We start from the raw sequence: 24,171 nt of genomic DNA, 5'->3' as shown, positions 1-24,171 counted from the left end.
AGAATATCTCATATATTTATTAAGAAATTCTTATGTTTTACCTTTCTAAATCTACTTCTACCTTATCTTTATTATTTTCTAAATTAAAAAAATCTCTTGTTTCATTAATTACTATCTTCCTTAACCCTATAAGCCCCACTAAATTTGGTAACGCCATAAGACCATTACAAATATCAGCTATAATAAAAATTATATCTAAAGGTAAAAATGGTCCTATTGCAACAAGAATAATAAAAACAACTTTATATGGCCTGATAGCATTAACTCCATATAAATACTGAATGCATCTTTCACCATAATAATTCCATCCAATTATAGTAGTAAATGCAAAAAATATGAGCCCTATATTAACAATATATTTCCCTATATTAAATATAGGTAATGCTGAGCTAAAAGCTGAAGTAGTTACTGCTGCACCATCTAAGCCAATATTATATGACTTAGTTATAACTATTGCTAATCCTGTTAACGTACATATCACTATTGTATCAATAAACGTTCCTGTCATTGATATCAAACCTTGTCTTACAGGTTCTTTAGTTTTAGCTGCTGCTGCTGCAATAGGCGCACTTCCTAATCCTGCCTCATTTGAAAATACACCTCTTCCAATTCCCCTTTGCATAACCATAAGAATTGTAATACCAGCAACTCCTCCAAAGGCAGCTCTAGGATTAAATGCACTTTCTATAATTAACATAATGGTTTCTGGTATTAATTTAATATTAACAGCTAATACCATTAAAACTCCTACTATATACATTATTGCCATAAATGGTACAATAGCTTCTGATACCTTTGAAATTCTCTTTATTCCACCTAATGTTACTAAAGATACTATTGTTGTAAGAATTATAGCTGTTACTATTATAGGAACATTAAAGCTTAGCTTTGCTGCATCTGCAATTGACTTAACTTGCCCAAAAGTACCTATCCCCAAAAGTGCAACTCCAACTCCAAACACTGCAAAAGCTTTTGCTAAAAACTTTGACCCAAGTCCTTTTTCAATGTAATACATTGGTCCACCAGCCATTTGACCATTTGAATCTACCTCTCTATACTTTACAGCAAGCACTCCTTCTGCATACTTTGTAGCCATACCAAAAAAAGCTGCTATCCACATCCAAAAGATTGCTCCTGGTCCACCTGCTACAATTGCTGTTGCTACTCCAACAATATTTCCTGTGCCTATAGTTGATGATAATGCTGTACAAAGTGCTGCAAAACTACTAACATCCCCTTCTAAGCCCTCTATTTCATTTTCATCTTTAGAAAACACATACCTAAATGCTAACTTTAATTTACTTATTTGAATAAATCCTAACTTAAAAGTAAAATAAATTCCAGTTCCCACTAATAAAACTAATAATGGTACTCCCCATACAATATTGTTGATAGTTGATAAAATTTTTTCCATAAAAAAATCCTCCTAATTTAAAATTACGGAGGAGACTTAGATACATTAATAATTTATAATTAACAATCTATAATTAATGGCTAAACCTTTGCTTAAATTACTTTTAAAGCTAGTCTATCTAATCTTTCACATTAAGTATTAATTATTAACTTTTAATTTTTAACTATCCTATCCCCTGTCCTTTTACCTGAGAGTTTGAGTTTAATAAAACTTAAACCTTGCTCCTTCGGTGCTCTCTTTGAGTCTCTCCAGAGGCTCGTCCAATAGCGGTCCTGTTACCTGAAAGATTTGCTTCTTCGGCGGACAATAATCTGTCTCTCTCCCACTACCTTCATCCGAACTCTATTAAATTATAAAATTATTATATTTACATTTGCTTATATATGTCAATATTAAATTTCAAATCTATTTTTTATTTCACCTCTAACTAAATAATGTGTAAAATACTTTTTTCTTGGTGCAGATGACGGGATTTGAACCCGTATGAGAACTTCTCACTACCCCCTCAAGATAGCACGTCTGCCTATTCCGCCACATCTGCTTGTTATCTATTATATAATCCTAAAATATTAAATCAAAATTTTTACCTTTATCTATCTCTTAATGATTTTAATATTTTCACTATATTATCTATATCTTCATCACTTAAACTATCATAATTATCAAGCATTAATTTAATTCCTTCTAATACTTCATTTTTATATGAATTATTTTTTTCCTTCTTCCCACCATTTAAAACTCTTAGAGCAATAGCCGTTGATGTTATTCCTATAAATCCAACTCCAAAAACCATAAGAATTACAGCTATACTTCTACCTAACTGTGTCTTTAAAACAACATCTCCATATCCTACTGTAGTAAAAGTTACAAAACTCCACCATAAAGCATCTCCTAAAGATATTCCTTCAATAAGCGATATTATAACAGCACCTATAACAATGATTGTAGTTGATATTATTAATAGATAATATACTCTATTGGTTCTAATCTCCTCTTTTGTTTTTACCTTAAACTTTATAAAAAATATTCCTAGCATAAATATTTTAAAGATTTTTATTATAATATTAGGTTCTATAATATAAGCTAAGTTAATAACTGCAGCTATTTTAACATAAGCTCTAAGTGGTATTATTGACAGTAAATCAATCATGTTATTTTTTATAAATTCTCTCTTACCTTTTGATATAACAAATCTTACTACATAGTCTCCAATAAAAATAAGCCTAACTATATTTTCTATATAATAGAAACTTAATGTTACCTCTTTAGGTAATGGAATAAAAATATCAATAACTAACATTAATGCTAATAGTAACGCTAATAAACCTATAAAAAATTCATATACAGTCTTTTTATTCATATACTCTACCTCATTATTAAACTAATAGATTATATTATTTTTTATGTAATCTTAGAACTAAAATACTAGTTAAAAGTTAATCGTTAAAAAATATTCTCTACTAATCAATAAAAAAAGCAATATAAAAAGCCAGCATTGCTGGCTTTAAAACTATTAACTATTCACATCTTCCATACATTTTAGTGTATCTATATATTTTTTCTGCCAATTCATCATCGTAACTTCCTTCAGATATTCTCCATTTCCAGTTATTACCTAATGTTGAAGGCATATTTATTCTTGTTTCATTTCCAAGGTCTAGGAAATCTTGCATTGTTGCAATTGCAAGATCTGATACACTACTCCAAACTCCTCTTATGAATCCCCAATTATATCCTTCTTCATCAGATAGAGCTAAGTATTCTTTACAATACTTCACATCATTTCTTGGAGCAGTTAAGTCATACCATCCTCTGAATGTATCATTATCGTGTGTTCCTGTATAAGCTACACAATTATTATTATAAGTATGAGGAAGATAATTACTTTCTTCTCTTTCATCAAAAGCAAATTGTAAAACCTTCATTCCTGGAAATCCTGAGTCTTCTAAAAATTCTTTTACTTCAACAGTTAAAAAACCTAAATCTTCTGCAATTACATTAACTTCTCCTAAAGCTTCTTTTACTGCATCAAATAATTTCATTCCTGGCCCTTTTACCCATTCTCCATTAATAGCTGTTTCTTCCCCATAAGGAATTTTCCAATAGCTTTCAAATCCTCTAAAGTGATCTATTCTGACAACATCATATAACTTCAAACTTTCTCTAACTCTCTTTATCCACCAAGAATAACCTTCCTTGTCCATATATTCCCAATCATATATTGGATTTCCCCATAATTGACCTGTAGCTGAAAAGGCATCCGGTGGACATCCAGCAACACTTATAGGTTTTAATGTTTCTTTATCTATTAAATAACTTTCTGGATTACTCCACACATCAGCACTATCTTCTGCTACATATATAGGAATATCACCAATTATTTTTATTCCTTTAGAATTAACATATTTCTTTAAATCATTCCATTGTTTAAAGAATAGGTATTGTATAAACTCCCAATACTCTATATTATCTTTAAGTAAAACATTATATTTTTCCAAAGCTTCTACTTCTCTTTTTTTAATGTCATCATCCCAGTCTTGCCAACTTACAAGGTTAAAATGATTTTTAATTGCCATATATAGTGCATAATCTTCAAGCCACCATTTATTTTCTTCTCTAAACTTTTCAAACTCTTCTCTTAAGTGACTTGATTCATTATTTATAAAATTATTATAAGCTTTTCTTAATACCTCATATTTTATTTTAAATAGTAATCCATAATCTATATAATTCTTATTGTCACCATAATTTTCATTTAAATATTCATCTTCTCTTAACAGATTATCTTTTGCTAGTAAATCAAAATCTATAAAATATGGATTACCTGCAAAAGCTGAAAAAGATTGATATGGAGAATCTCCATATCCCGTCTGCCCAAGGGGCAATATTTGCCAATACTTCAACCCTGATTTATATAAAAAGTCTGCATAATCATAAGCTTCTTGTCCAAAAGTTCCTATCCCAAACTTTCCTGGTAAAGATGATATATGCATTATTACTCCAGCACTTCTATTCATTTTTTCCACCTATCCCTCTCATTTTAATGCTTATACAATTTATATATTATTATGGCTAATTAATAACCATATAATTATCTAATTAAATACTACTACAAGACTCTCTTTCAATTAATTCTGTATCTAATAAAATTTGTCTGTGCTCACCTTTTCCACTTAAAAGTGCAAATAACAACTCTACACTTTTTAATGCCATTTCTTCTTTAGGTTGCTTCATAGTAGTTATTCCTGGATTATAAAATTCACTTATATCCATCCCATCAAACCCCATAATTGCTATATCTTTACCTACTACTAAACCACAATCAGCTGCTGCCTTTGCTGCACCAACTGCCATAATATCAGAAATAGCAAAAATAGCAGTTACACCATTATGTTGCTGTAAAAATCTTTTCGCCTCATTATAGGCTGTTCTAGTATCATAATTACCTATTAACATATTTTCTGTATCAACATCTATGTTACTTTCTTCTAAAGCCTTCTTGTACCCTTTATATCTCCACCAACTTATACAAAGGTCATTTTTTTCACCTAACATTATTGCTATATTTTTATGCCCTAATTTTATTAAATAATTTGTTGCGTCATAAGCTGATTTCAAGTTATCAATTCCAACAGTAGAATACTTGTCTTCTATATTAGGAATTACTGTATTTACAGAAGTTAAAACTACTGGTACATCAATATTTCTAAAACTCTCTTCATCGATGTCCACAAAATTTCCTCCTAGGCATATAACTCCTTGTAATCTTTTCTCCTTAATAAAATATTTTAATGTATCAACATCTTCTTCTAGTCCATAGTCATTTTGCTGTAAAATCATAGTATACTTGGACTCATTTATTTTACTTCCTATTACGTTAAGCATTTCGGAGAAAAACGGATTGAAAACCCCTTTAATTAACACTCCAATATTTTTTGTGTTATTTTGCTTCAATATTCTCGCACTATTATTTGGAATATAATTGCTTTCTTTTATAATTTGCATTACCTTTTCCCGTGTACTTTCTTTTACATCAGGATGATTATTTAATACACGGGATACTGTACTTACGCCAACACCTGATAGCTTAGCGATATCTCTAATATTCATCTTTCTTCTCCTTTTATAAAAATTCAGCTATAATTTCGGCACCGTTTCCAAAACTCTTTAAAAATTTTTATATTATTCTTTCTATAATTAACTAGGTATATTATTTGTTTAAGGTATAAAACCACAAATATGTGATTTTATACCCTATAAATTACATTTAATTCGGTATCGTTTCCAATATCAATTATAAAATAATTTGCAAACATTTTCAACTATTTTTAGTTTTTTTTTCCTTCCATAAGAAAAAAACTAATTTAAATATTACTGCATTATTAAATTCTCTTATATCATAAGACGTATATTTTTCAATTTTATCTAACCTGTAAATTAAAGTATTTCTATGAATATATAGTTCTTTTGCCGCATCACTTAAATTAAGGCCACATTTAAAAAATACCTCTATCGTCTTAATCATCTCAGTATCTAATTTTAAAAATCCATTATTAACTTTTTCAAAAACATCTTCCTTTACATAGTCTGAAACTGAATCTATTATACCTTCAAATATCATATTTCTATCATCAATTATAGATTCATTAAAATTATATTTTTTAGCTAACTCTATTTTAGCTATATTATCTTCAAACTCTTTATTTATTTTGTTTAAATCTAAAACCTTAGAATAACTAATATAATATTTCCCGGAAAATGTATTGTCAATAGTTTCTTTTATACTTTCCATATGATCTCTAGCATCTTCTAGCTCACCTATAATTATAATATTTCCTTTATAAATTACAACCTCAACTTCACTATCAGTATAACATTCTTTAATATAATCGTATATACTTTCTATATTGTTCTCCGCATAAATACTAACTAGATAAAATTCTTTAGTAAGTGCTGGTAAAGTTGCCTTTAATATCTCTGGTTCTATTTCTTCACCTTTTAGTAATGATAATATTATATCTCTTTTATGTAAAAATCCATCTTCTAACTTATCTTTTATACAAAAAATTAATAAATCTAAAATAGCACTAAATGCTGCATTAACTTTTATGCAGCATTTAGTATTTTCAAATTTAAAATTCTTTGTTAAGTAATTCTGTGATTTGTCAAAAAGAGGTGTAGAATATATTCCAAATCCATCTATATTTAGATTAAAAGGAATTTTCGAACTCTTATAAATATCATCTACTAATTTTTCAATAAATTTCACAAAATCACCTCAACCCTTTTATAATTACAAAATATATAATCTTACTTTCTAATTACTTAAACTATTTTTAATTCTGTTTCTTTATTAAATACATGTAATTTATTAGCATCTAAGAACAATTTAGCTTCTTGTCCAATTTTTAAAGAAGTTGTTCCTTCAACTCTTACATTCATATTATTATCTCCACATTTAGTGTAAATGTAACTTTCAGCACCCATAAGTTCAATTACTTCAACATTACCATTTATAACACTATGAGGATTATCTTTGATTAACTCATCTTTATCACTTATATGCTCTGGTCTTATTCCAAATATAACTTCCTTACCAACATATCCATCAGCTTTTAATACTTTAGCTTTATCAGCTGGAATATCTATTCTATTACCATTAAATACAGCTACTAATCCATCGCCATCATTTTCGATAGTTCCGTTTAAGAAGTTCATTTGAGGACTTCCTATAAATCCTGCTACGAAAAGATTTGCTGGATTATTGTATATGTTTTGTGGTGTATCAACTTGTTGAATAACCCCATCCTTCATAACAACTATTCTTGTACCCATTGTCATAGCTTCTACTTGGTCATGAGTTACATATATAAATGTAGTTTCTAATTTTCTATATAATTTAATTATTTCTGTTCTCATTTGAACTCTTAGTTTAGCATCAAGATTAGATAAAGGCTCGTCCATTAAGAATACCTTTGGATTTCTTACAATCGCTCTTCCTAATGCAACTCTTTGTCTTTGACCTCCTGATAAAGCCTTTGGTTTTCTCTTTAATAAATGTTCAATATCAAGTATCTTTGCAGCTTCATGAACCTTTTCTTCTATTTCAGCCTTTGGAACTTTTCTTAACTTTAATGCAAATGCCATATTGTCGTAAACTGACATATGTGGATATAATGCATAGTTTTGGAATACCATTGCTATATCTCTTTCTTTTGGTTCAACATCATTTACTAATTTATCTCCAATATATAATTCACCTTGTGAAATATCTTCTAATCCTGCAATCATTCTTAATGTAGTTGACTTACCACATCCTGATGGTCCAACAAAAACTATAAACTCTTTATCTTCAATTTCAAGATTAAAGTCTTTAACCGCAGTTACATCTCCTTGATAAACTTTATAAATATGTTTTAATGATAAATTTGCCATTCTTAACCCCTCCATTATTCTTTCTCAATATACTTAAATTTTACACTCTGAAATCATTTTCATCCATATACACTATTTACAAATATTAAGCATATTTTTTGTAATATTATCTAAATAAAGTATTTTATTCTCATACTAATTTTTACCTAACTTCAAATTTGTATATTGTCTGGCTTATATATTCTTCATCTTGTTTTAATATTGAATCTTCAACAAAGCAAGAATTCACCCCAATTGGTGGATTTTGAGGTTCTATTGCAACTCCATATCTCCACTGACTAGACTTACCATTCTCTAAAATTTCATCATCAGGATAATTGTGAGTATATACAACTATAGTCTTTCTATCTGTATAAACTTCCAATGCTCTTCCAGACTTTTCATCATAAAGTTCTAGATCTGGACCTTCCCCTCCTTCAATATACCAAGGAATATCATATCCTTTTCCTTGAAGTAATTGTGGATGATTACCATCTATACCTTTTCCTATTTTCTTGCTTGAAGTAAAATCATATTCTGTCCCCTCTATAAACATAAGTAATCCTGTTGGTGCTTGTACATCATTCAACTCAACAATGCTTTTGCTATTTATATATAAGTTGTGATTTAGTATGCTTTCTTTTCCATCTCCACTTAAATTAAAATAGCTATGATTTGTCATATTTACTAATGTATCTTTATCACTTTTAGCGTAATATCTTATCTTTAATTCATTATCCTCTGTTAGTATATATTTAACTTTAACTTTAAGATTTCCTGGATAATTTTCTTCCATATCAGGACTAACTCTACTTAACTCAATATATGCTTCATTTTCTAATGCTTCATATTTAACTTCATAGAACTTTTTATTAAACCCTTCATTTCCTCCATGACCTTGATTTGGATTATAATTTTTGTTTAAAACTAATTTTTTATCTCCTAAATCAACTTCCGCATTGAAAATTCTGCCTCCAGTTCTACCTATTAAAGAACCTAAATATGATGGATTTTCGATATAACTTTCCCAATTCTTATACTTAAGAACTATATTCTCTCTTTTATTATTTCTATCTGGCATTAATATATCAGTTATTATTCCACCATAATTTAAAACTCTAACTTCTACCCCTTTAGAGTTTGACATACTATAACAAATAATCTCTTTATTATTAAAAACGCCTAAAACCTTTTCAAAAATCTCCATATTATCCCTCCATAACCACTATTAAAAACATTATAACACATTTACGTAAACAATAATTATTAATTATCTTATCAAAAATTAATTTAAATATAAATCTACATTTTCTTTATCTACTTTTATATGCTTTGTTTTTATATATTTACCTTCTAATCCATCTACATTGCTTAAATCTCCATTTATTGCTTTTAAATACGCAATGTTAAAAATCCCTTCAGCTTGAGCCATAGAATTACTAATTACAGTTCCTAATATTTCTTCATTTTTCACGGCTTGTAACGCCTCTTTAACTCCATCTACACCTACTACTATCACATCATAAATTTTAGCATCATTTAATGCATCAACAGCACCTAAAGCCATATCATCATTATTGCTAAATACAACTTCTATCTCACTTCCGAATTCTTTTATCCAACCAGTCATCTTAGATTTTGCTTGTGCAAACTCCCAATTTGCCGTATCATCAGCAAGTTTTTCTACTTCAATTCCACTTTGAACAATAGTTTTAATACTATATTCTGTTCTTATAGCAGTATCTTGATGTCCATGCTCTCCTTCTAACATCACATATTGAATTTTACCATCTCCATTTTTATCAACAGAATCTTTATCCATATAATATTTATCAATTATTAAGTTGCCTTGAAGCTCTCCTGACTGTTCGGCTTCAGCTCCAACATAATACACTTCATTCCATCTTCTCATATCTTCTTCCACTGGCTCTCTATTAAAAAATATAATCGGAGTATTACTATTTTTAGCTTTATCTATTATAGTTGCAGCTGATGTTCTATCAACAATATTTACACAAATCACATCATAATCATTTAAAATAAATTTATCAACTTGATTACATTGATTAGCTAAATTACTTTTTGCATCTAAAATATCTACTGTTATTTTTACATTTTCCTCTATTTCTTTCTTTTTAGCTAGCTCTAGTATATTATTAGTTATTGTTGATATAAACTTATCATCTTCTTTATATACCGTTACTCCAATCTTGATTTCATCAATATCATTATATATTTCACTATTATTTGTGCAGCCAACTAAATAATTAAAGATAAAGATTATTGCTGCAAAAGTTGAGCATCCCCTCATTTTACCCATTCAAATTCCCCTCCTAGTTTGTATTTATCAATACTATCTAACAAATGGAAATAATAATCTTTGATTTTCATCTGAATACATATTAATTTTTGATATGATGGAAAAATCAATGTTTTTATTACTTATCTTTTCACCTTTTATAAGCCCTACTGCTGCTTGTACTCCTAAATATCCTACATTAAACTCATTCTGTACTATAGTAGAATTAATTATATTTTCTTCTAATAATGCTATTATCTTATTTGTACTTCCTACGCCATAAATTTCAATTTTATTAAATTCTTCATTCTCTAAAGTTAACTCTTTCTTAGCCTGTGCTAATATTTCTAGAGTAGATGGTTCTAATGCAACTACTATATCTATATTATTTTCTTTAACTCTTTTTTTAACATATTCTATACCTTCTAGCACATCACTACTTGTATCCCATAATTCATAATTATTTTTACTTTCCTTAATTACTTCTTCAAATCCTTTACATCTTTCTTTTACACTACTATAGCTTGTCTCACTATTAAAAATAGCAATATTATTTCTATAGTTTCCGGCCTTTATAATTTCTTCTGCCAAACTTTTTCCTAATTCATAATTATCACAAGAAACATACGGAATATTTCCAATGTTTTTTACTGTAGATTCTATTAGGACAACAGGAACCTTCTCTTTAGCACTTTTTATACTGCTTGACATTTTCTCATAGTCTACAGGTACAACTATAAGTGCATCTATCCCATCATCAATTTCTCTTTTTATTAGTTGCTCTTGCTCATCTAGATTATTTTCTTCAGAAAGTGTAATAAAACTTACATCTACATTCATATCAGAAGCAGCTTGGTCTATTCCTTCTTTTGTTATCATCCAACTTTCGCTACTTTTTCCCCTTATAATAACTGATATTTTATAAATTTTATTATCCTCTCCATAAATAAAATTTTTACTAAGCATAATTAAGAAAAATAGACTTAAAATCAATACAAAGAGAATTAAATACTGTTTTTTTCTACTTCTCATCTATTTTCCTCCTTTGATAAATAATCACTATAACTTATTTTCGGCATACAAATTCTTATAGTTGTTCCCTCATCTGGTTCACTAAATATATCTAGACCATAATCTTTTCCAAAATATAGTTTTATTCGCTCGTTAACATTCTTCAATCCTATTCCTGACCCCTTTTTAGAACTATTTTCATTAGTCAATAACTTGTTAACAGCTTCCTCTGTCATACCTAGCCCATTATCAATTATATCTATATATAAAATTTCATCTGTCACATAGGCTTTTACTACTATTTCCCCATCTCCATACATAAACTCCATACCATGATATATAGCGTTTTCAATAAGAGGCTGAATTATTAATTTGATACATGATAAATCCAGGATAGATTCATCTGCTTCAATATAATAATCAAACTTATTTTTATATCTTATATTTTGTATAGTTAAGTAGTTTTTAGCATGCTCTAGTTCATCTCTTAAAGTTATTATATTCTTCCCTTTACTTAAACTTATTCTAAAAAGTCTGGCTAGTGCTGTTACCATAACTACAGCTCCATCGTATTTTTCATTTTCTACCATCCATATAATAGAATCTAACGTATTGTATAAAAAATGTGGATTTATTTGAGCTTGTAATGCATTAAGTTCACTTTTTCTTTTAGCTTCTTGCTCAATAACTATGTCATCCATAAGTTTTTTCATATTATTTGCCATTGATTTTATAGCTTTACCTAAATGCTTTATTTCATGAGATCCTTTAATAGATATATCTACATCCATTATTCCATTCTCCAAATCATTTACTGACTTTTCTAATTCCCTTATTGGATTTGTAATTCTAGTAGATACAAAAATATTAACAGCCACAAGAATAAAAATTACTGCTATCAATATAAAAATAGCAAAAATCCCAACTTGAATATAGTTTTTTGAAAGTTCATTCATCGGCTTAACACCAACTATTTTCCACCCAGTATATCCTACAGTTTTTACTGTTATTATCCTCTTTTCACCTAAAAACTCCTCAATATGATTTCCATCTTCATAAAAAGCACTTTCCTTTGTATTTTCTTGAATTAAATTTGAATAAATAAGTTGTTGTCTAGGATGATATATTATCTCACCATTTCCATCTATAAGATAGATATATCCCGATTTACCCATATCGACATTCTTACATATCTGCTCAATTCCGCTGAAATTCATATCGACCAACAAAACTCCTGGCGTTATTTTCCCATTATAAGTAAGTTCCACAGCTCTACTTAAAGAAACTACCCATCTATATTTATAGTTATTATCTACAAATAAATTCTGTACATGCGGAGTTGAAAAATGTAAATTTTCTCTTTTTTCAACTGCACTAATAAACCATTCATTATTTCTTGGATCGATAGAATTTTTTAGTTGAGCAATAGGGGATGCAGCTATTACATCCCCATATTCTGAAAATAAACATATACTAACAAGTGAACTTTTATTTGTTTCATATAAAAGATCCATTTCTTTATCTATACTTTCAACTGCTAAATCTTTTCGTTTTATTACGTTATAGTATATCCCATCAGATACCTTCATCATATTACGTAAATAACTATCTAAATTTAAATTTACTTGCTCTATCATAGCTTTATTATTTTCTAAAACCATTGTTTCAGTTGTGTGTATAGACTTCAAATAAAATGATACTCCTACAATTAACATACATATTACTGCAACAACAGTAAATGAAAATGAAATAATATACCTTATACTAGTATGGTCATATCTATCTTTTATTTTATCTGCTATAAAGTTCAAAAATTTTTTCATATCTAATTCCTTCTGTATCTCGATGGCGCAATTCCATATTTTCTTTTAAATACGTAACTAAAGTAATTTGCTTCCTGATATCCTACCTTTCCTGCAATTATATACGTCTTATCATCTGTTGTTTTTAAAAGCTTTAAAGCTTCTTCTAATCTTACTGATGTAAGGTAGTTTACAAAATTCATTTCAGTTTCTCTTTTAAATATAGTAGAAAAATAAGTTGGACTTACATGAAGATAATCACAAAGTTTTTCTACTGATAAATCATAATCAGTATAATTGTTATTTATATACTCTTTAGCTTTTTCAACTAATAATTTTGATGAATTCATCCTTTCTTTTCTTATATTTAAATTAATTTTTTTAGCCTTGTCTGTAAACCATTTCTTAACCTCTTCTAAAGAACTAAACTCTTCTACACTGCTATAAGGATTAAAGTTATCTCCATAAATCTCACTTACATCTAAGTTATAACTTTGTATTAGTTTAAGCATAGCTATATTTATCTCTAAGAAATAAATTTTATACTTGTCCAAAACTAAGATAACCTCTTCTGTTTTTTTAAATAAATTATTTATTACTTCATCAATATCACTTTCTTCTGCAACCTTTATCGTATCCAACAACTTACGTTCATCTTGCTCAGTAAATTTTAATTCTTCATATTTATCAGGCTCTACATCCTCAATATAGATTACCTTTCCAGTTCCAAATAAGAATTTGTAATTCAAAGCATCTTGGGAACCAAGATAAGATATATTTAAATCATATGGATTATCTACTATATTTCCTAATCCTATTGATAGTTTTATTCCAAGAATTTTTTTATAAATACTACTAAAATTATTTAATCCTTCGATAAATGAAGCAATCTGTTCTCTTTTATCAAATAAAGCAATAACTATTACTTTACCATAATAAATAAAAGATATTGTTCTACAATACTTATTTATTTCATCATCTAATATTTTTTTTATACTTATATTAATAATATACTCTTCTCTACCGTCTAAATTTAGGCGATTTTCATCATCTTTTTCTGCCTCAATTATAGATATAGCTAAATGTTTACATTTTAGATTTACTCCTAACTTATCACATTCATTTACAAAACTTTCTTTATTTTGTCTTCCTTCTATTACAGAAGCTAAAAACTGTTCTCTTAATATTGGTAAACTTTCTGAATAATGTTTGTGAAGACTTTCTAAGTTTATTTTATCATTATATTCTTTATCTAATTTCGCTTTTAATTTCTTTAATATCTCAATTAATTCACTTGAGTTTATTGGTTTTAATACATATTCGATAACATTAATCTTTATAGCTTTTTGAGCATATTCAAAATCATCAGAACCTGAAAAAATAATTATTTTCGTCTCAGGCATTTTTTTACTTAATTCTTTTCCTAATTCTAATCCATCCATAAAAGGCATTTTAATATCTGTCATAACTATATCTGGTCTAAGCTTTTCTGCTTTTTCTAATGCTTCTTGTCCATTTTCTGCATCTCCTATAACTTTAAATCCATACTCTTCCCATGGTATTTTCTTTATTATTCCAAGCCTTATTTCCTCTTCATCATCAACTACCATAATAGTATATAAAGTCATAATAATCTCCTCCGATACAAATATGAATTTAATCCCATAATTATTCCACAATATTACATATATTATAATATATCACATCTGAGTATTTTTTGCATAAAAAAATCCCCTAGTGATATAGATTATTTTCCATACCACTAGGGAATTTTTATTATTTACATTATAACGCCTAAAATTATAGAAGAAGCAAGAACTATCATAAGTCCTATTATTACTTTATCCATTGTCTTAACAGATACATCTATTCTTCCATATATAGTATCTCTAACCGTTTTATTTTCTTCGTTTTTCTTTTTTTCTTCTATCTCCATTTAGCTTGCCTCCTTAATTTTGGGTTTTATACTTGAACTTATATTTAATTATTTCTTAGCTAAGTATTTTCTTACGTCAAGTGATACCGCTATAATTATTATTAACCCTCTTATAATGTATTGCCAATAAGCATTAACTCCTACGAAGTTTAAACCGTAGTTAATTACTTGAAGTAAAATTGCACCTATTAATACTCCTGGAATTGTACCAACACCACCTGAGAAAGATACTCCCCCAACAACACAAGCAGAGATTGCATCAAGCTCATAGTTAAATCCTGTCATAGTAGATGTTGAACCTGCTCTTGCTGCTTCTAAGAATCCTGCTATTCCATAAAGCACTCCTGAAATTATAAATATAAACATTATATTTTTTACTATATTTACTCCTGATACAGCTGCAGCTTCTGGATTACCACCAATAGCAAACATATTCTTACCAAGTTTTGTCTTATTCCATATAAACCACATTACAATTGCTGCAATTGCTAAATAGAATATTAAGTATGGTAATTTTATTGTTCCAATTTTAAAATATCCATTTACTAACTCAGTATATCTTTCATCTAAGTTTGCAATAGGTTGAGCCCCTAGAGGTGGTCTATCTATATATAGACAAGATATTCCGTATGCAATAAGCTGAGTACCTAAAGTTATAATAAATGCATGTACTTTAAGCTTAGCAACCCCAAAACCATTTATTGCTCCAAATATTCCTCCAATTATTACTGCTGCTATTAAAGGTAGTATAAGTGGTAGCATTGGAAGATTAGGATACATTCTTGAAGCATAACTAGTTGATTGCAGTAATGAAGCTGACACTATCGCTGTTAATCCTAAAATACGCCCTGCTGAAAGGTCAGTTCCTTGTAATACTATAAGTCCTGCAACACCAAGAGCAAGTATACCTCTTGTAGATGCTTGGCTTAATATTTTTGTAAAGTTATTAATAGAAAGGAATGTAGGCTCCTTAATAATAAACACTACTATCATAATAAATAAAACTATATATAATGCATAATTTAATAAGAAATCCTCTAAATTCAGTTTTTTTGTTTTATTTTGTTCTTTAATCTTTTCCATAAGTTGCACCTCAATTCTAAATATATTTTGCTGCTGATTCCATAATAGCTTCTTGTGATAATTCATCAGGAGTTCCTGCTCCAGCAATTCTACCATTTGACATTACAAGAATTCTGTCGCAAATTCCAAGTAACTCAGGCATCTCTGAAGATACAACAATAACGCCTTTACCCTTATTAGCTAAATCTATTATTAATTGATATATTTCATATTTTGCTCCAACATCTATTCCTCTTGTTGGCTCGTCTAGCAAAAGTACCTCTGGGTTAGTTAAAAGCCATCTTCCTATAATAACTTTTTGTTGATTACCTCCAGAAAGTGATTTTATAGGTGTCTTTTGACTTGGAGTCTTTACTTTCATAGAATCTATTACCCATTTAGTATCTTCTACCATTTTCTTTTCATTTAACATACCTTTACTATAATTATCTATGCTAGCAATTATAGTGTTAAATTTAATATCTAATCCTCCAAATATACCAGTTGCTCTTCTTTCTTCTGTCAAAAGAGCAAATCCGTTGTTAATTGCAACTCTTGAGTCTTTATTTTCAACCTTTTTTCCATGCAATATAAGTTCACCAGAACTATGATGACGAATACCAAAAATAGTTTCTAATAGCTCTGTTCTTCTTGACCCAACAAGCCCTGCAATACCTAATATCTCTCCCTTTTTAAGTTCAAATGATATATCTTTAACTGCTGGCTCATATTTACCAGTTAAATTCTTAACCTCTAAAATTACATCACTTGGTTTATTAGTTTTAGGTGGGAATCTATTAGTTAAATCACGTCCAACCATAAGTTTAATAATTTTATCAGTTGTAAGATCTTTAGCTTCTTCTGTAGCTATCCATTTACCATCTCTCATAATTGTAACATCGTCAGAAATCTCAAGTATTTCTTCCATCTTATGAGATATGTAAATAATTCCACAACCTCTATCTCTAAGCTTATTAATTATCTTAAATAAATGAGTTACCTCTTCTTGAGTTAAAGATGAAGTAGGTTCATCTAAAACTAATATCTTTGCATTGTAAGAAACTGCTTTTGCAATTTCAACCATTTGTCTTTGTGAAACAGATAGCTTTGCCATCTTTGTCTTAGGATTAACATCTATTTCTAGTTCTTTAAAGACTTTTTCAGTCTCTTCAAACATTTTCTTCGAATCCACAATACCTTTACCACCTGGATATCTTCCAAGCCATATATTATCCATTACATCTCTTTGTAAAACTTGATTTAATTCTTGATGAACCATTGCAACTCCATTATCCATAGCTTGCTTTGGATTTGAGAATTTAACCTTTTTACCATCTACATAGATTTCACCACTATCCTCTATATATATCCCAAAAAGACATTTCATCAATGTTGATTTACCTGCACCATTCTCTCCCATAAGCGCATGTACGCTTCCTTCTTTAACCTTTAAATTTGCATTATCTAAAGCTTTAACTCCTGGGAAACTCTTATTTATATCTATCATCTCTAAAATGTATTTAGATTCTGCCATAAAAATATCTCACCACTTTTCTTACTATTTATCGAAATTAAATTTAATTGTATTATAAATGTATTTTTTATGCATATTTGTTGGAGGTGCTTTTTTAAACACCTCCAAATTTTATTAATTATTCTAAATTATTTTGTATATGGTTGATATGGTATTCTTACAGCTACTCCAGTATCATCTATAGTATAAGAAGTACCTTCAGTAGGAGTTTTACCATTAGCTAAGTTCATTCCTATAGTATAAAGAGCTTCAGCCATTGCAGGAGCATCTTGAAGAACTGAACCTTGCATATAACCTTTAGCTATATAGTCTTTTGCAGCTTCTGTTGCATCAACACCTATAACTGGTATATATTCTCCATCACCTTTATTTAAGCCTTCAGCTTGTAATGCAGCAATTGCACCAAGTGCCATACCATCATTATTAGCTATAACAGCTTCTATCTTGTCACCATCTTTAGAAAGCCAAGATTCCATAGCAGTTTGAGCTAAATCATTTTGCCAGTTACAAATTTGCTGAGCTATTTCTTCTGTTTCAATTCCGTTATCATTTAAAGTAGATACAGAATATTTTGTTCTTGCAACTGCTTCTGGGTTATCAGGTTCACCTTGTAACATAACATATTGGATTTTTCCATCTCCATTTTTATCTAATGTGTCTTTTTCAGAATTCCATAAATCAGTTAATATTTTACCTTGCATAACTCCAGCTTCTTGAGCGTTAGTTCCTACGAAAATAGCATTTTCATAAGATTTTATAGCATCTGCAGCTGGTTCTCTATTGAATAAAACTACTGGAACTCCAGCATCTTTAATTTTATTGATAACAGTTTGTCCTGCTCCTGTATCAACTAAGTTAACTAGTAATAAATCAAAACCTTTAGATATTATTGTATCAATAGCATCATTTTGAGTAGCTTGGTCACCTTTTCCATCAAAGAATTCAAATTCAACTTTATCTGAATTTTCTTTTTGTATAGCTTCTAAACTTTGTCTAACTGTTGATATATAAGTATCATCAAATTTGTATAAACATACTCCTACTTTTATTACATCACTTTTAGTATCATCAGCATTTGCTTCTGTAGATGTTTCAGTATCATTACCTCCAGTACTTTCTGAAGTTGAGCTTGATCCACAAGCTACTAATGATGCAGTCATCATTAATGTTGCAACTGCAAGTGCAACTAATTTTTTTACCTTTTTCATAAAGTTTCCCCTCCATACTTACCTTTAATTTTATTCATTGTTTAATAACGTTTACAGTTATAATTATAATTTTTACCACATTTTAACTCCATACAAAATTCTTAACTCTTCTATCGAAATTCTAAGGTTTTCTATAAATTTGTTACAAATAAAAAATCACCTATATTTCAAGGTGATTTCTACTACTTATTATTCATTTAATTTTTTTAGTACTTCATCTATATCTATCCCATGAATCTCACAAGCATCTTCTAAACTTTCCATAGTAGCTGATGGACATCCTAAGCATCCCATTCCAAAACTTCTTAAGATTTCTTCTGCATTTTTATTCTTCTTTAATACATCTGCAATTATATCTACTTTTTTTATCATTTAATTACTCCTCCATCTATATTTTTCTTATAACTCTTGTATCATTATCTACTTCTAAATATTCAAAATCTCTATTTAATTCACTTACAAAAGCTTTAATCCAAAGACCTCTAAAATCATAGAAATACTTAACATCAATATTTTCTGCATCCCATATATCTTTATGCACACAAATTCTCTTCGTCCACTTAACTAATTCTTCTGAAGATTCCTCTATAACATTTACTCTGTCACAAGGCATACCATCTAATACATAATCATTCATTAAATTATATATCTCTTCAGCATTTTTATAAGATTTTCCAGATTCCTTAATCTCTTTTGCAGCTTTTATTCCTTGATCTATATATACTTTTTCTATCTTATTTATACCATTTTTACTATTGTTTATTATTATTGATGTCCATGCAGCCATTCTTCCTTCAGCAGAATTGATTTTAGATTGTAACCATCCATGAATATTTCCAGTATCAATCATATCTTCCAAAGGCTTATTATGTAACTTTTCTCCGTACTTTTTATTTATTTTATCATTTATTTCCTCTGTATATATTCCTTCGTCCTTTGCAACTTTTATAATATCTTCTTCTAAAATTTCAAACCATTGTATTTTATTAAATAACCAATAGTGTATCTTTCCTAAAAATAAACTCATATTACGTCCTCCCTCTTAATGTGTATTTAATATGAACTTTATATTGTATATAATATATCATTATCTTATTTTTTACAATACCTATTTAAAAATTCTTAAATTACAAAACGCTTATATTTAGTATGCTCAATGTATATATAATTATTAACATATATAATAAAGAGAGCAGATTATATTTACTCTGCCCTCTTTTATCAATAATATATTTTACTAGAAATATTATTTAATAGGTAATATTATAATAAATTCGCTTCCTTCTCCAACTTTACTAACTACACTAATTTCTCCACCATGAAGATTAATTAAATTTTTAGTTAGTGTTAATCCTAATCCACTTCCACCAAACTCTTCAGAAGAAACATCATAAACTTGTCCAAATCTATCAAAGATACTATTATGGTATTTCTCATCAATTCCAACACCTGTATCTTTAACAGTTATTTTAACTTTATCATCTAATTCACTAACAGTAACGATAATACTTCCTTCTGATTCTGTAAATTTTATAGCATTGCCAATTAAGTTAACTATACATCTCTCTATATCTAACCTGTCACAACTTATAGATAATTCTTCTACTTCTGGATCAACTATTAAATCAATATTTTTTGACCTTGCAAGTTCGACCATAGATAGTGCTGTATCTTCTACAAGACATACTATATCTACTTCTTCTTTATTTAATTTATATGCACCAGAATCTATTTTAGAGGTATCTATAATATTATTTATAAGATTTAAAAGCCTCTTTGAATTTCCACCTAAGGTATTCATATAATCTTCCATCTTATCGTTATCTATTTTCTTTCCTGACTTAACTAATGATCTTATCAGCTGTTCCATAGATAAAATTACATTTAATGGTGTTCTAAGTTCATGAGATAAGTTTACAAAGTAATTATTCTTATATTGCTCTGCTTCTATAAGTCTTTTGTAAAGTTTTTTATTTTCATGTAGCTTATTATTTAACTCTTGAGTCCTTTGAGTTACTAATGAATCTAAAATCTTAACTTGATTATAAAAGAAATATATTACTGCTAATACTATAAGTATGTATATAATATATGCAATAGGCGTTTTAAAAATAGAATTTTTAACCTTTATCTCTACACTTGATATATCCGACCAAACTCCATTATAATTTCTCCCTGCTATAAGCATTTTATATTTTCCAGGTGGTATACTTGCATATCTTGCATAGTTTTCAGTTCCTGAAAAAGTCCACTCACTATCCATACCTTCTAACTTATATGCATACTGCATTTGATTCATATTTTTATACTCTGGAATAAAAAACTTTATATATAATTCCCTAGAATCATACTCTAATACAACCTTATGTCGTAAATCTACTTCTAGTCCCCCAATTGTCTTTATACTATCTATTATTACATTGCTAGTCTCCATTTTAAGCTGAAGTTCTCTAGGGTTAAATTTTGTTACTCCATTTACCCCACCTACATAAATTTGCCCATCTTTATTCTTATGATAAGAAAATCCATTAAACTCATTCGTAGCAAGTCCATCAGCCTCGTAATATCTTACAAATTTTTCTTCATTTTGATCATACATAGATAATCCATAATTAGTAGTTGCCCAAATATTATCATAATCATCTACAATTACACCATAAATAAAATTATTTGATAATCCATCATTAAATGAATATACTGTAAACTTCTCTGTTTTTTTATTTAGCTTATTTAATCCGTCTTGAGTTCCTATCCATATATTCCCATAACCATCTTCAGATATAGATCTAACATTATTGAAGCTTAAAGAGTTCTCATTATTTTCATCATTTAAGTAATTTTTTACCTCTCCTGTTTCTCTATTATAACTTACAAGTCCGCCATCATTACCAAGGCCAAACCACATTATTCCTTCACTATCTTCGTAAATAGCACTAATTGTTTTTTCATATATCCCATTTTTCTCTAAAACTTCATTATAAGATGTAAAGTTCTCTTCCCTATCAAATGTAGATATTCCCCCTCTAGTTCCTATCCACAAAAGTCCATCTCTATCAATATATAAAACTCTTATTTCACTATTAACTACACTATTTTCATCATCTGTTTTTTTATATACAGTAAACTTTTCAGTATCTTTATCATACTTATTTAAACCATTGTCTGTAGCTATCCATATTTCATTTTCTATTCCAGTTATATCTTTTACTCTATTACTACTTAATGAATTTACATCATTTAAGTCATTATAATATCTAGTTACTTTATCTCCACTAACCTTATTTATACCAGCATTAAAAGTTCCAATCCAAACATTACCTTCATCATCCTCATATATCCCACAAACACTACTGCTGCTTAAAGAATTATCATCTGAAGGGTCATTTCTATATACCTCAAAGTCATTATTAGGGAAAAACTTACTTATTCCACTAAAGGTTCCAATCCATATTACCCCTAATCTATCTTGATATAAATTAATGATATTGTTATCACATATACTATGCTTATCTGTATTACTTGTATATGTATAAAAAGTCTCATTTTTCTCATCAAAATGAGCCAATCCTTGATCAGTTGCTAGCCACATATTACCATCTTTATCTTTAAGTATGTCTCTAATAAGATTGCTCGGTATAGAATTGGGATTACTAGGATCATGTGCATATCTTTTTATGCTATAATCTTTTAGGTTCATTATATTTAATCCACCAGTTTTAGTACCAATCCATAACTTACTATCGTTATAGTAAAGAGAAAAAATATTGTTTTCGCTAATTGTATTTTTATCATTAACATCATGATAGAAAGATTCTACAACATTTTTTTCATGATTATATTTAAATAGACCATCTCTTGTAGATACCCAGATATTCCCTTCACCATCTTCTGCAATATCTTGAATACCTTTATTCTCTAAGTACTCTTCTGCTACTTTAATAAAAGTATCATTTTCACTATCATATAAATTAAGACCATTAATAGTACATACCCATAGTCTTCCTTTGGTATCAAATAAAAGTTCATCTACAACAGTATTAGAATATAGCTTGTCTTCTTCCGAAACTAAATATCTAGTTATTTCACCAGTATATAAGTTCATTTTATTTAAGCCACCATCTGTTCCTATCCATAAATTTTTATTATTGTCTTCAACTAATGAACTAATCATATTATTACTGATACTATTATCATCATTTTTAATATTTTTATATACCTTAAACTCATTTCCATTATATCGATTTAATCCATCATTAGTACCTATCCATATATATCCAAAGCTATCTTGATATATATACTCCGCTAAAGATTGAGATAATCCATCATCTATACTTATACTTTGAAAATTTATATTACCTATTTTACTTGCTGAATATACATTTTCACTCCAAATACAGATAAATAAAAATATTAATACTAAAATATTTCTTATGCTTTTTTTCATATGTCACCTAACCTAAAAGAATTCTTTTATAACATTGTAACAAATTTATACATTTTTTTCATCATTTTTTCTATATTTTCTTTTATTGGATTATTTTTAATTAATTAAATTATAATTATATTGTAAAATATTCCTTTAAAACATTGCTTATTTGACTTTTTCAACAAAAGTTTTACTAAAAAAAACACTAGTTAACCTAATGTTTTCAAAATTATCCTATTAAATTTTATAGATTAAATTTACTTTACTGTATTTCAAAACCACCTTTAATAAATCTTACTCAGTAAATTTAACATTTCATTTTTTTATAACTTTTATCCTATTTTGAATCAATATAGCATTTCTACCCTTGTGGTATATTGATACTCTACAAGATCCATAAATACTAGTTTCTAAAGCAGCTATTACATAACATACATGTTCTCAAAAAATTTCATATCCATCTTTAATATTATATTATTTTTACAATCCCATCTTAACATGTGATATTAACTCTCGTAGAAATTATACAAAATTCATACAACACCTACTACTTTTTTGCTGCTAACTAAACACGCTACTTAACCCTAGAGTATTTTATAATAGTTTACTTCGATTATATTTTCCTATTTATATTTATCTATATAACTCCTCAATTATTACTATTTCTTAAATTAAAATCCCTTTTACTTTTATTTATGATAATTATTTTCAGTTTAGCATTTTTATTTTTTAAATATATCATCTTACTTTTCATTATTATTTAATTGTTCCTATACCCATCTATTTTCCAAATAACTCTAATAGTGTAATCCATAATTTAAATTTTAAACTTATTTCCACATCACTTTATCACATCAGAAAACATTATAGATTCCTTTATAACTAAACTTCCTAAAATAACTACATAATTAATTTATTCCGATTTTTATGCCAAAAAAGGGGCTGTCTCTGAAATGATTTTTAAAATCATTTCAGTAGACGGTCTTTTTATTTTTTATTCATATATTTATATGAAATTATTTCTAAATGAACAAGTTTTTTGACACGACAAATAGGAGGTTATAA

18 protein-coding genes, 1 tRNA gene and 2 riboswitches are annotated in these 24,171 nt (G+C 28.2%); all 19 genes read right to left on the bottom strand.

Annotation, left to right across the window (positions count from 1 at the left end):
* Window positions 1-37: 37 nt before the first annotated feature.
* On the bottom strand, window positions 38-1,414 hold the full coding sequence (locus ARA56_RS13395; RefSeq protein WP_055267510.1) for an alanine/glycine:cation symporter family protein: 1,377 nt from the start codon (window positions 1,412-1,414) through the stop codon (window positions 38-40).
* A gap of 172 nt (window positions 1,415-1,586) precedes the next feature.
* A riboswitch (glycine riboswitch) is annotated at window positions 1,587-1,669 on the bottom strand.
* A 2-nt stretch (window positions 1,670-1,671) separates the two neighbouring features.
* Window positions 1,672-1,749: riboswitch (glycine riboswitch) on the bottom strand.
* Window positions 1,750-1,869: 120 nt separating this feature from the next.
* Window positions 1,870-1,955 (bottom strand) — tRNA-Leu (locus ARA56_RS13390).
* 48 nt (window positions 1,956-2,003) lie between these two features.
* Window positions 2,004-2,774 (bottom strand): potassium channel family protein, encoded by a 771-nt coding sequence (locus ARA56_RS13385; protein ID WP_055267507.1) that lies wholly within the window; start codon window positions 2,772-2,774, stop codon window positions 2,004-2,006.
* A 157-nt stretch (window positions 2,775-2,931) separates the two neighbouring features.
* On the bottom strand, window positions 2,932-4,431 hold the full coding sequence (malQ, locus tag ARA56_RS13380) for a 4-alpha-glucanotransferase (RefSeq protein WP_055267505.1): 1,500 nt from the start codon (window positions 4,429-4,431) through the stop codon (window positions 2,932-2,934).
* 82 nt (window positions 4,432-4,513) lie between these two features.
* Window positions 4,514-5,524 (bottom strand): LacI family DNA-binding transcriptional regulator, encoded by a 1,011-nt coding sequence (locus ARA56_RS13375; RefSeq protein WP_055267503.1) that lies wholly within the window; start codon window positions 5,522-5,524, stop codon window positions 4,514-4,516.
* A 208-nt stretch (window positions 5,525-5,732) separates the two neighbouring features.
* Entirely contained in the window at window positions 5,733-6,683 is a 951-nt protein-coding gene (locus tag ARA56_RS13370; protein ID WP_055267501.1) for a PucR family transcriptional regulator, read from the bottom strand.
* A gap of 56 nt (window positions 6,684-6,739) precedes the next feature.
* Entirely contained in the window at window positions 6,740-7,849 is a 1,110-nt protein-coding gene (locus ARA56_RS13365) for an ABC transporter ATP-binding protein (RefSeq protein WP_055267499.1), read from the bottom strand.
* A 142-nt stretch (window positions 7,850-7,991) separates the two neighbouring features.
* Window positions 7,992-9,035 (bottom strand): aldose epimerase family protein, encoded by a 1,044-nt coding sequence (locus tag ARA56_RS13360; RefSeq protein ID WP_055267498.1) that lies wholly within the window; start codon window positions 9,033-9,035, stop codon window positions 7,992-7,994.
* Window positions 9,036-9,113: 78 nt separating this feature from the next.
* On the bottom strand, window positions 9,114-10,148 hold the full coding sequence (locus ARA56_RS13355; protein ID WP_055267496.1) for a galactose ABC transporter substrate-binding protein: 1,035 nt from the start codon (window positions 10,146-10,148) through the stop codon (window positions 9,114-9,116).
* A 33-nt stretch (window positions 10,149-10,181) separates the two neighbouring features.
* Window positions 10,182-11,159 carry a substrate-binding domain-containing protein gene (locus tag ARA56_RS13350; RefSeq protein WP_055267494.1) on the bottom strand — a complete coding sequence of 326 codons (978 nt, stop codon included), beginning with the start codon at window positions 11,157-11,159 and terminating at the stop codon, window positions 10,182-10,184.
* The gene (locus ARA56_RS13345; protein WP_055267492.1) at window positions 11,156-12,961 is read right to left on the bottom strand and encodes a sensor histidine kinase; all 1,806 of its coding nucleotides are present in this window, start codon (window positions 12,959-12,961) and stop codon (window positions 11,156-11,158) included. Before ARA56_RS13345 ends, ARA56_RS13350 begins: the two co-directional genes overlap by 4 nt.
* A 2-nt stretch (window positions 12,962-12,963) precedes the next feature.
* Window positions 12,964-14,568: a response regulator transcription factor gene (locus ARA56_RS13340; RefSeq protein ID WP_055267490.1), complete on the bottom strand. Its 1,605-nt coding sequence runs from the start codon at window positions 14,566-14,568 to the stop codon at window positions 12,964-12,966.
* Window positions 14,569-14,720: 152 nt separating this feature from the next.
* Window positions 14,721-14,876 (bottom strand): hypothetical protein, encoded by a 156-nt coding sequence (locus ARA56_RS16835; protein ID WP_172675773.1) that lies wholly within the window; start codon window positions 14,874-14,876, stop codon window positions 14,721-14,723.
* Between the two features lie 48 nt (window positions 14,877-14,924).
* Entirely contained in the window at window positions 14,925-15,959 is a 1,035-nt protein-coding gene (gene mglC, locus ARA56_RS13335; RefSeq protein WP_055267578.1) for a galactose/methyl galactoside ABC transporter permease MglC, read from the bottom strand.
* Between the two features lie 16 nt (window positions 15,960-15,975).
* The gene (gene mglA / locus ARA56_RS13330; protein WP_055267488.1) at window positions 15,976-17,472 is read right to left on the bottom strand and encodes a galactose/methyl galactoside ABC transporter ATP-binding protein MglA; all 1,497 of its coding nucleotides are present in this window, start codon (window positions 17,470-17,472) and stop codon (window positions 15,976-15,978) included.
* 128 nt (window positions 17,473-17,600) lie between these two features.
* Window positions 17,601-18,680, bottom strand: coding sequence for a galactose ABC transporter substrate-binding protein (locus tag ARA56_RS13325; RefSeq protein ID WP_055267486.1), 1,080 nt, complete (start codon window positions 18,678-18,680; stop codon window positions 17,601-17,603).
* A gap of 189 nt (window positions 18,681-18,869) precedes the next feature.
* Complete coding sequence (locus ARA56_RS13320) at window positions 18,870-19,052, bottom strand: DUF1858 domain-containing protein (RefSeq protein ID WP_055267484.1); 183 nt, start codon at window positions 19,050-19,052, stop codon at window positions 18,870-18,872.
* Window positions 19,053-19,068: 16 nt separating this feature from the next.
* Window positions 19,069-19,707, bottom strand: a complete 639-nt coding sequence (locus ARA56_RS13315) for a hypothetical protein (protein WP_055267482.1) — start codon at window positions 19,705-19,707, stop codon at window positions 19,069-19,071.
* Between the two features lie 219 nt (window positions 19,708-19,926).
* Entirely contained in the window at window positions 19,927-23,124 is a 3,198-nt protein-coding gene (locus ARA56_RS13310) for a ligand-binding sensor domain-containing protein (RefSeq protein ID WP_055267480.1), read from the bottom strand.
* Window positions 23,125-24,171 lie beyond the last annotated feature (1,047 nt).

The organism is Clostridium disporicum (assembly GCF_001405015.1).
Taxonomy (GTDB): Bacteria; Bacillota; Clostridia; order Clostridiales; family Clostridiaceae; genus Clostridium; species Clostridium disporicum_B.
Note: the sequence above shows the minus strand (reverse complement) of the source record. Positions and strands in the feature narration are given on the sequence as shown.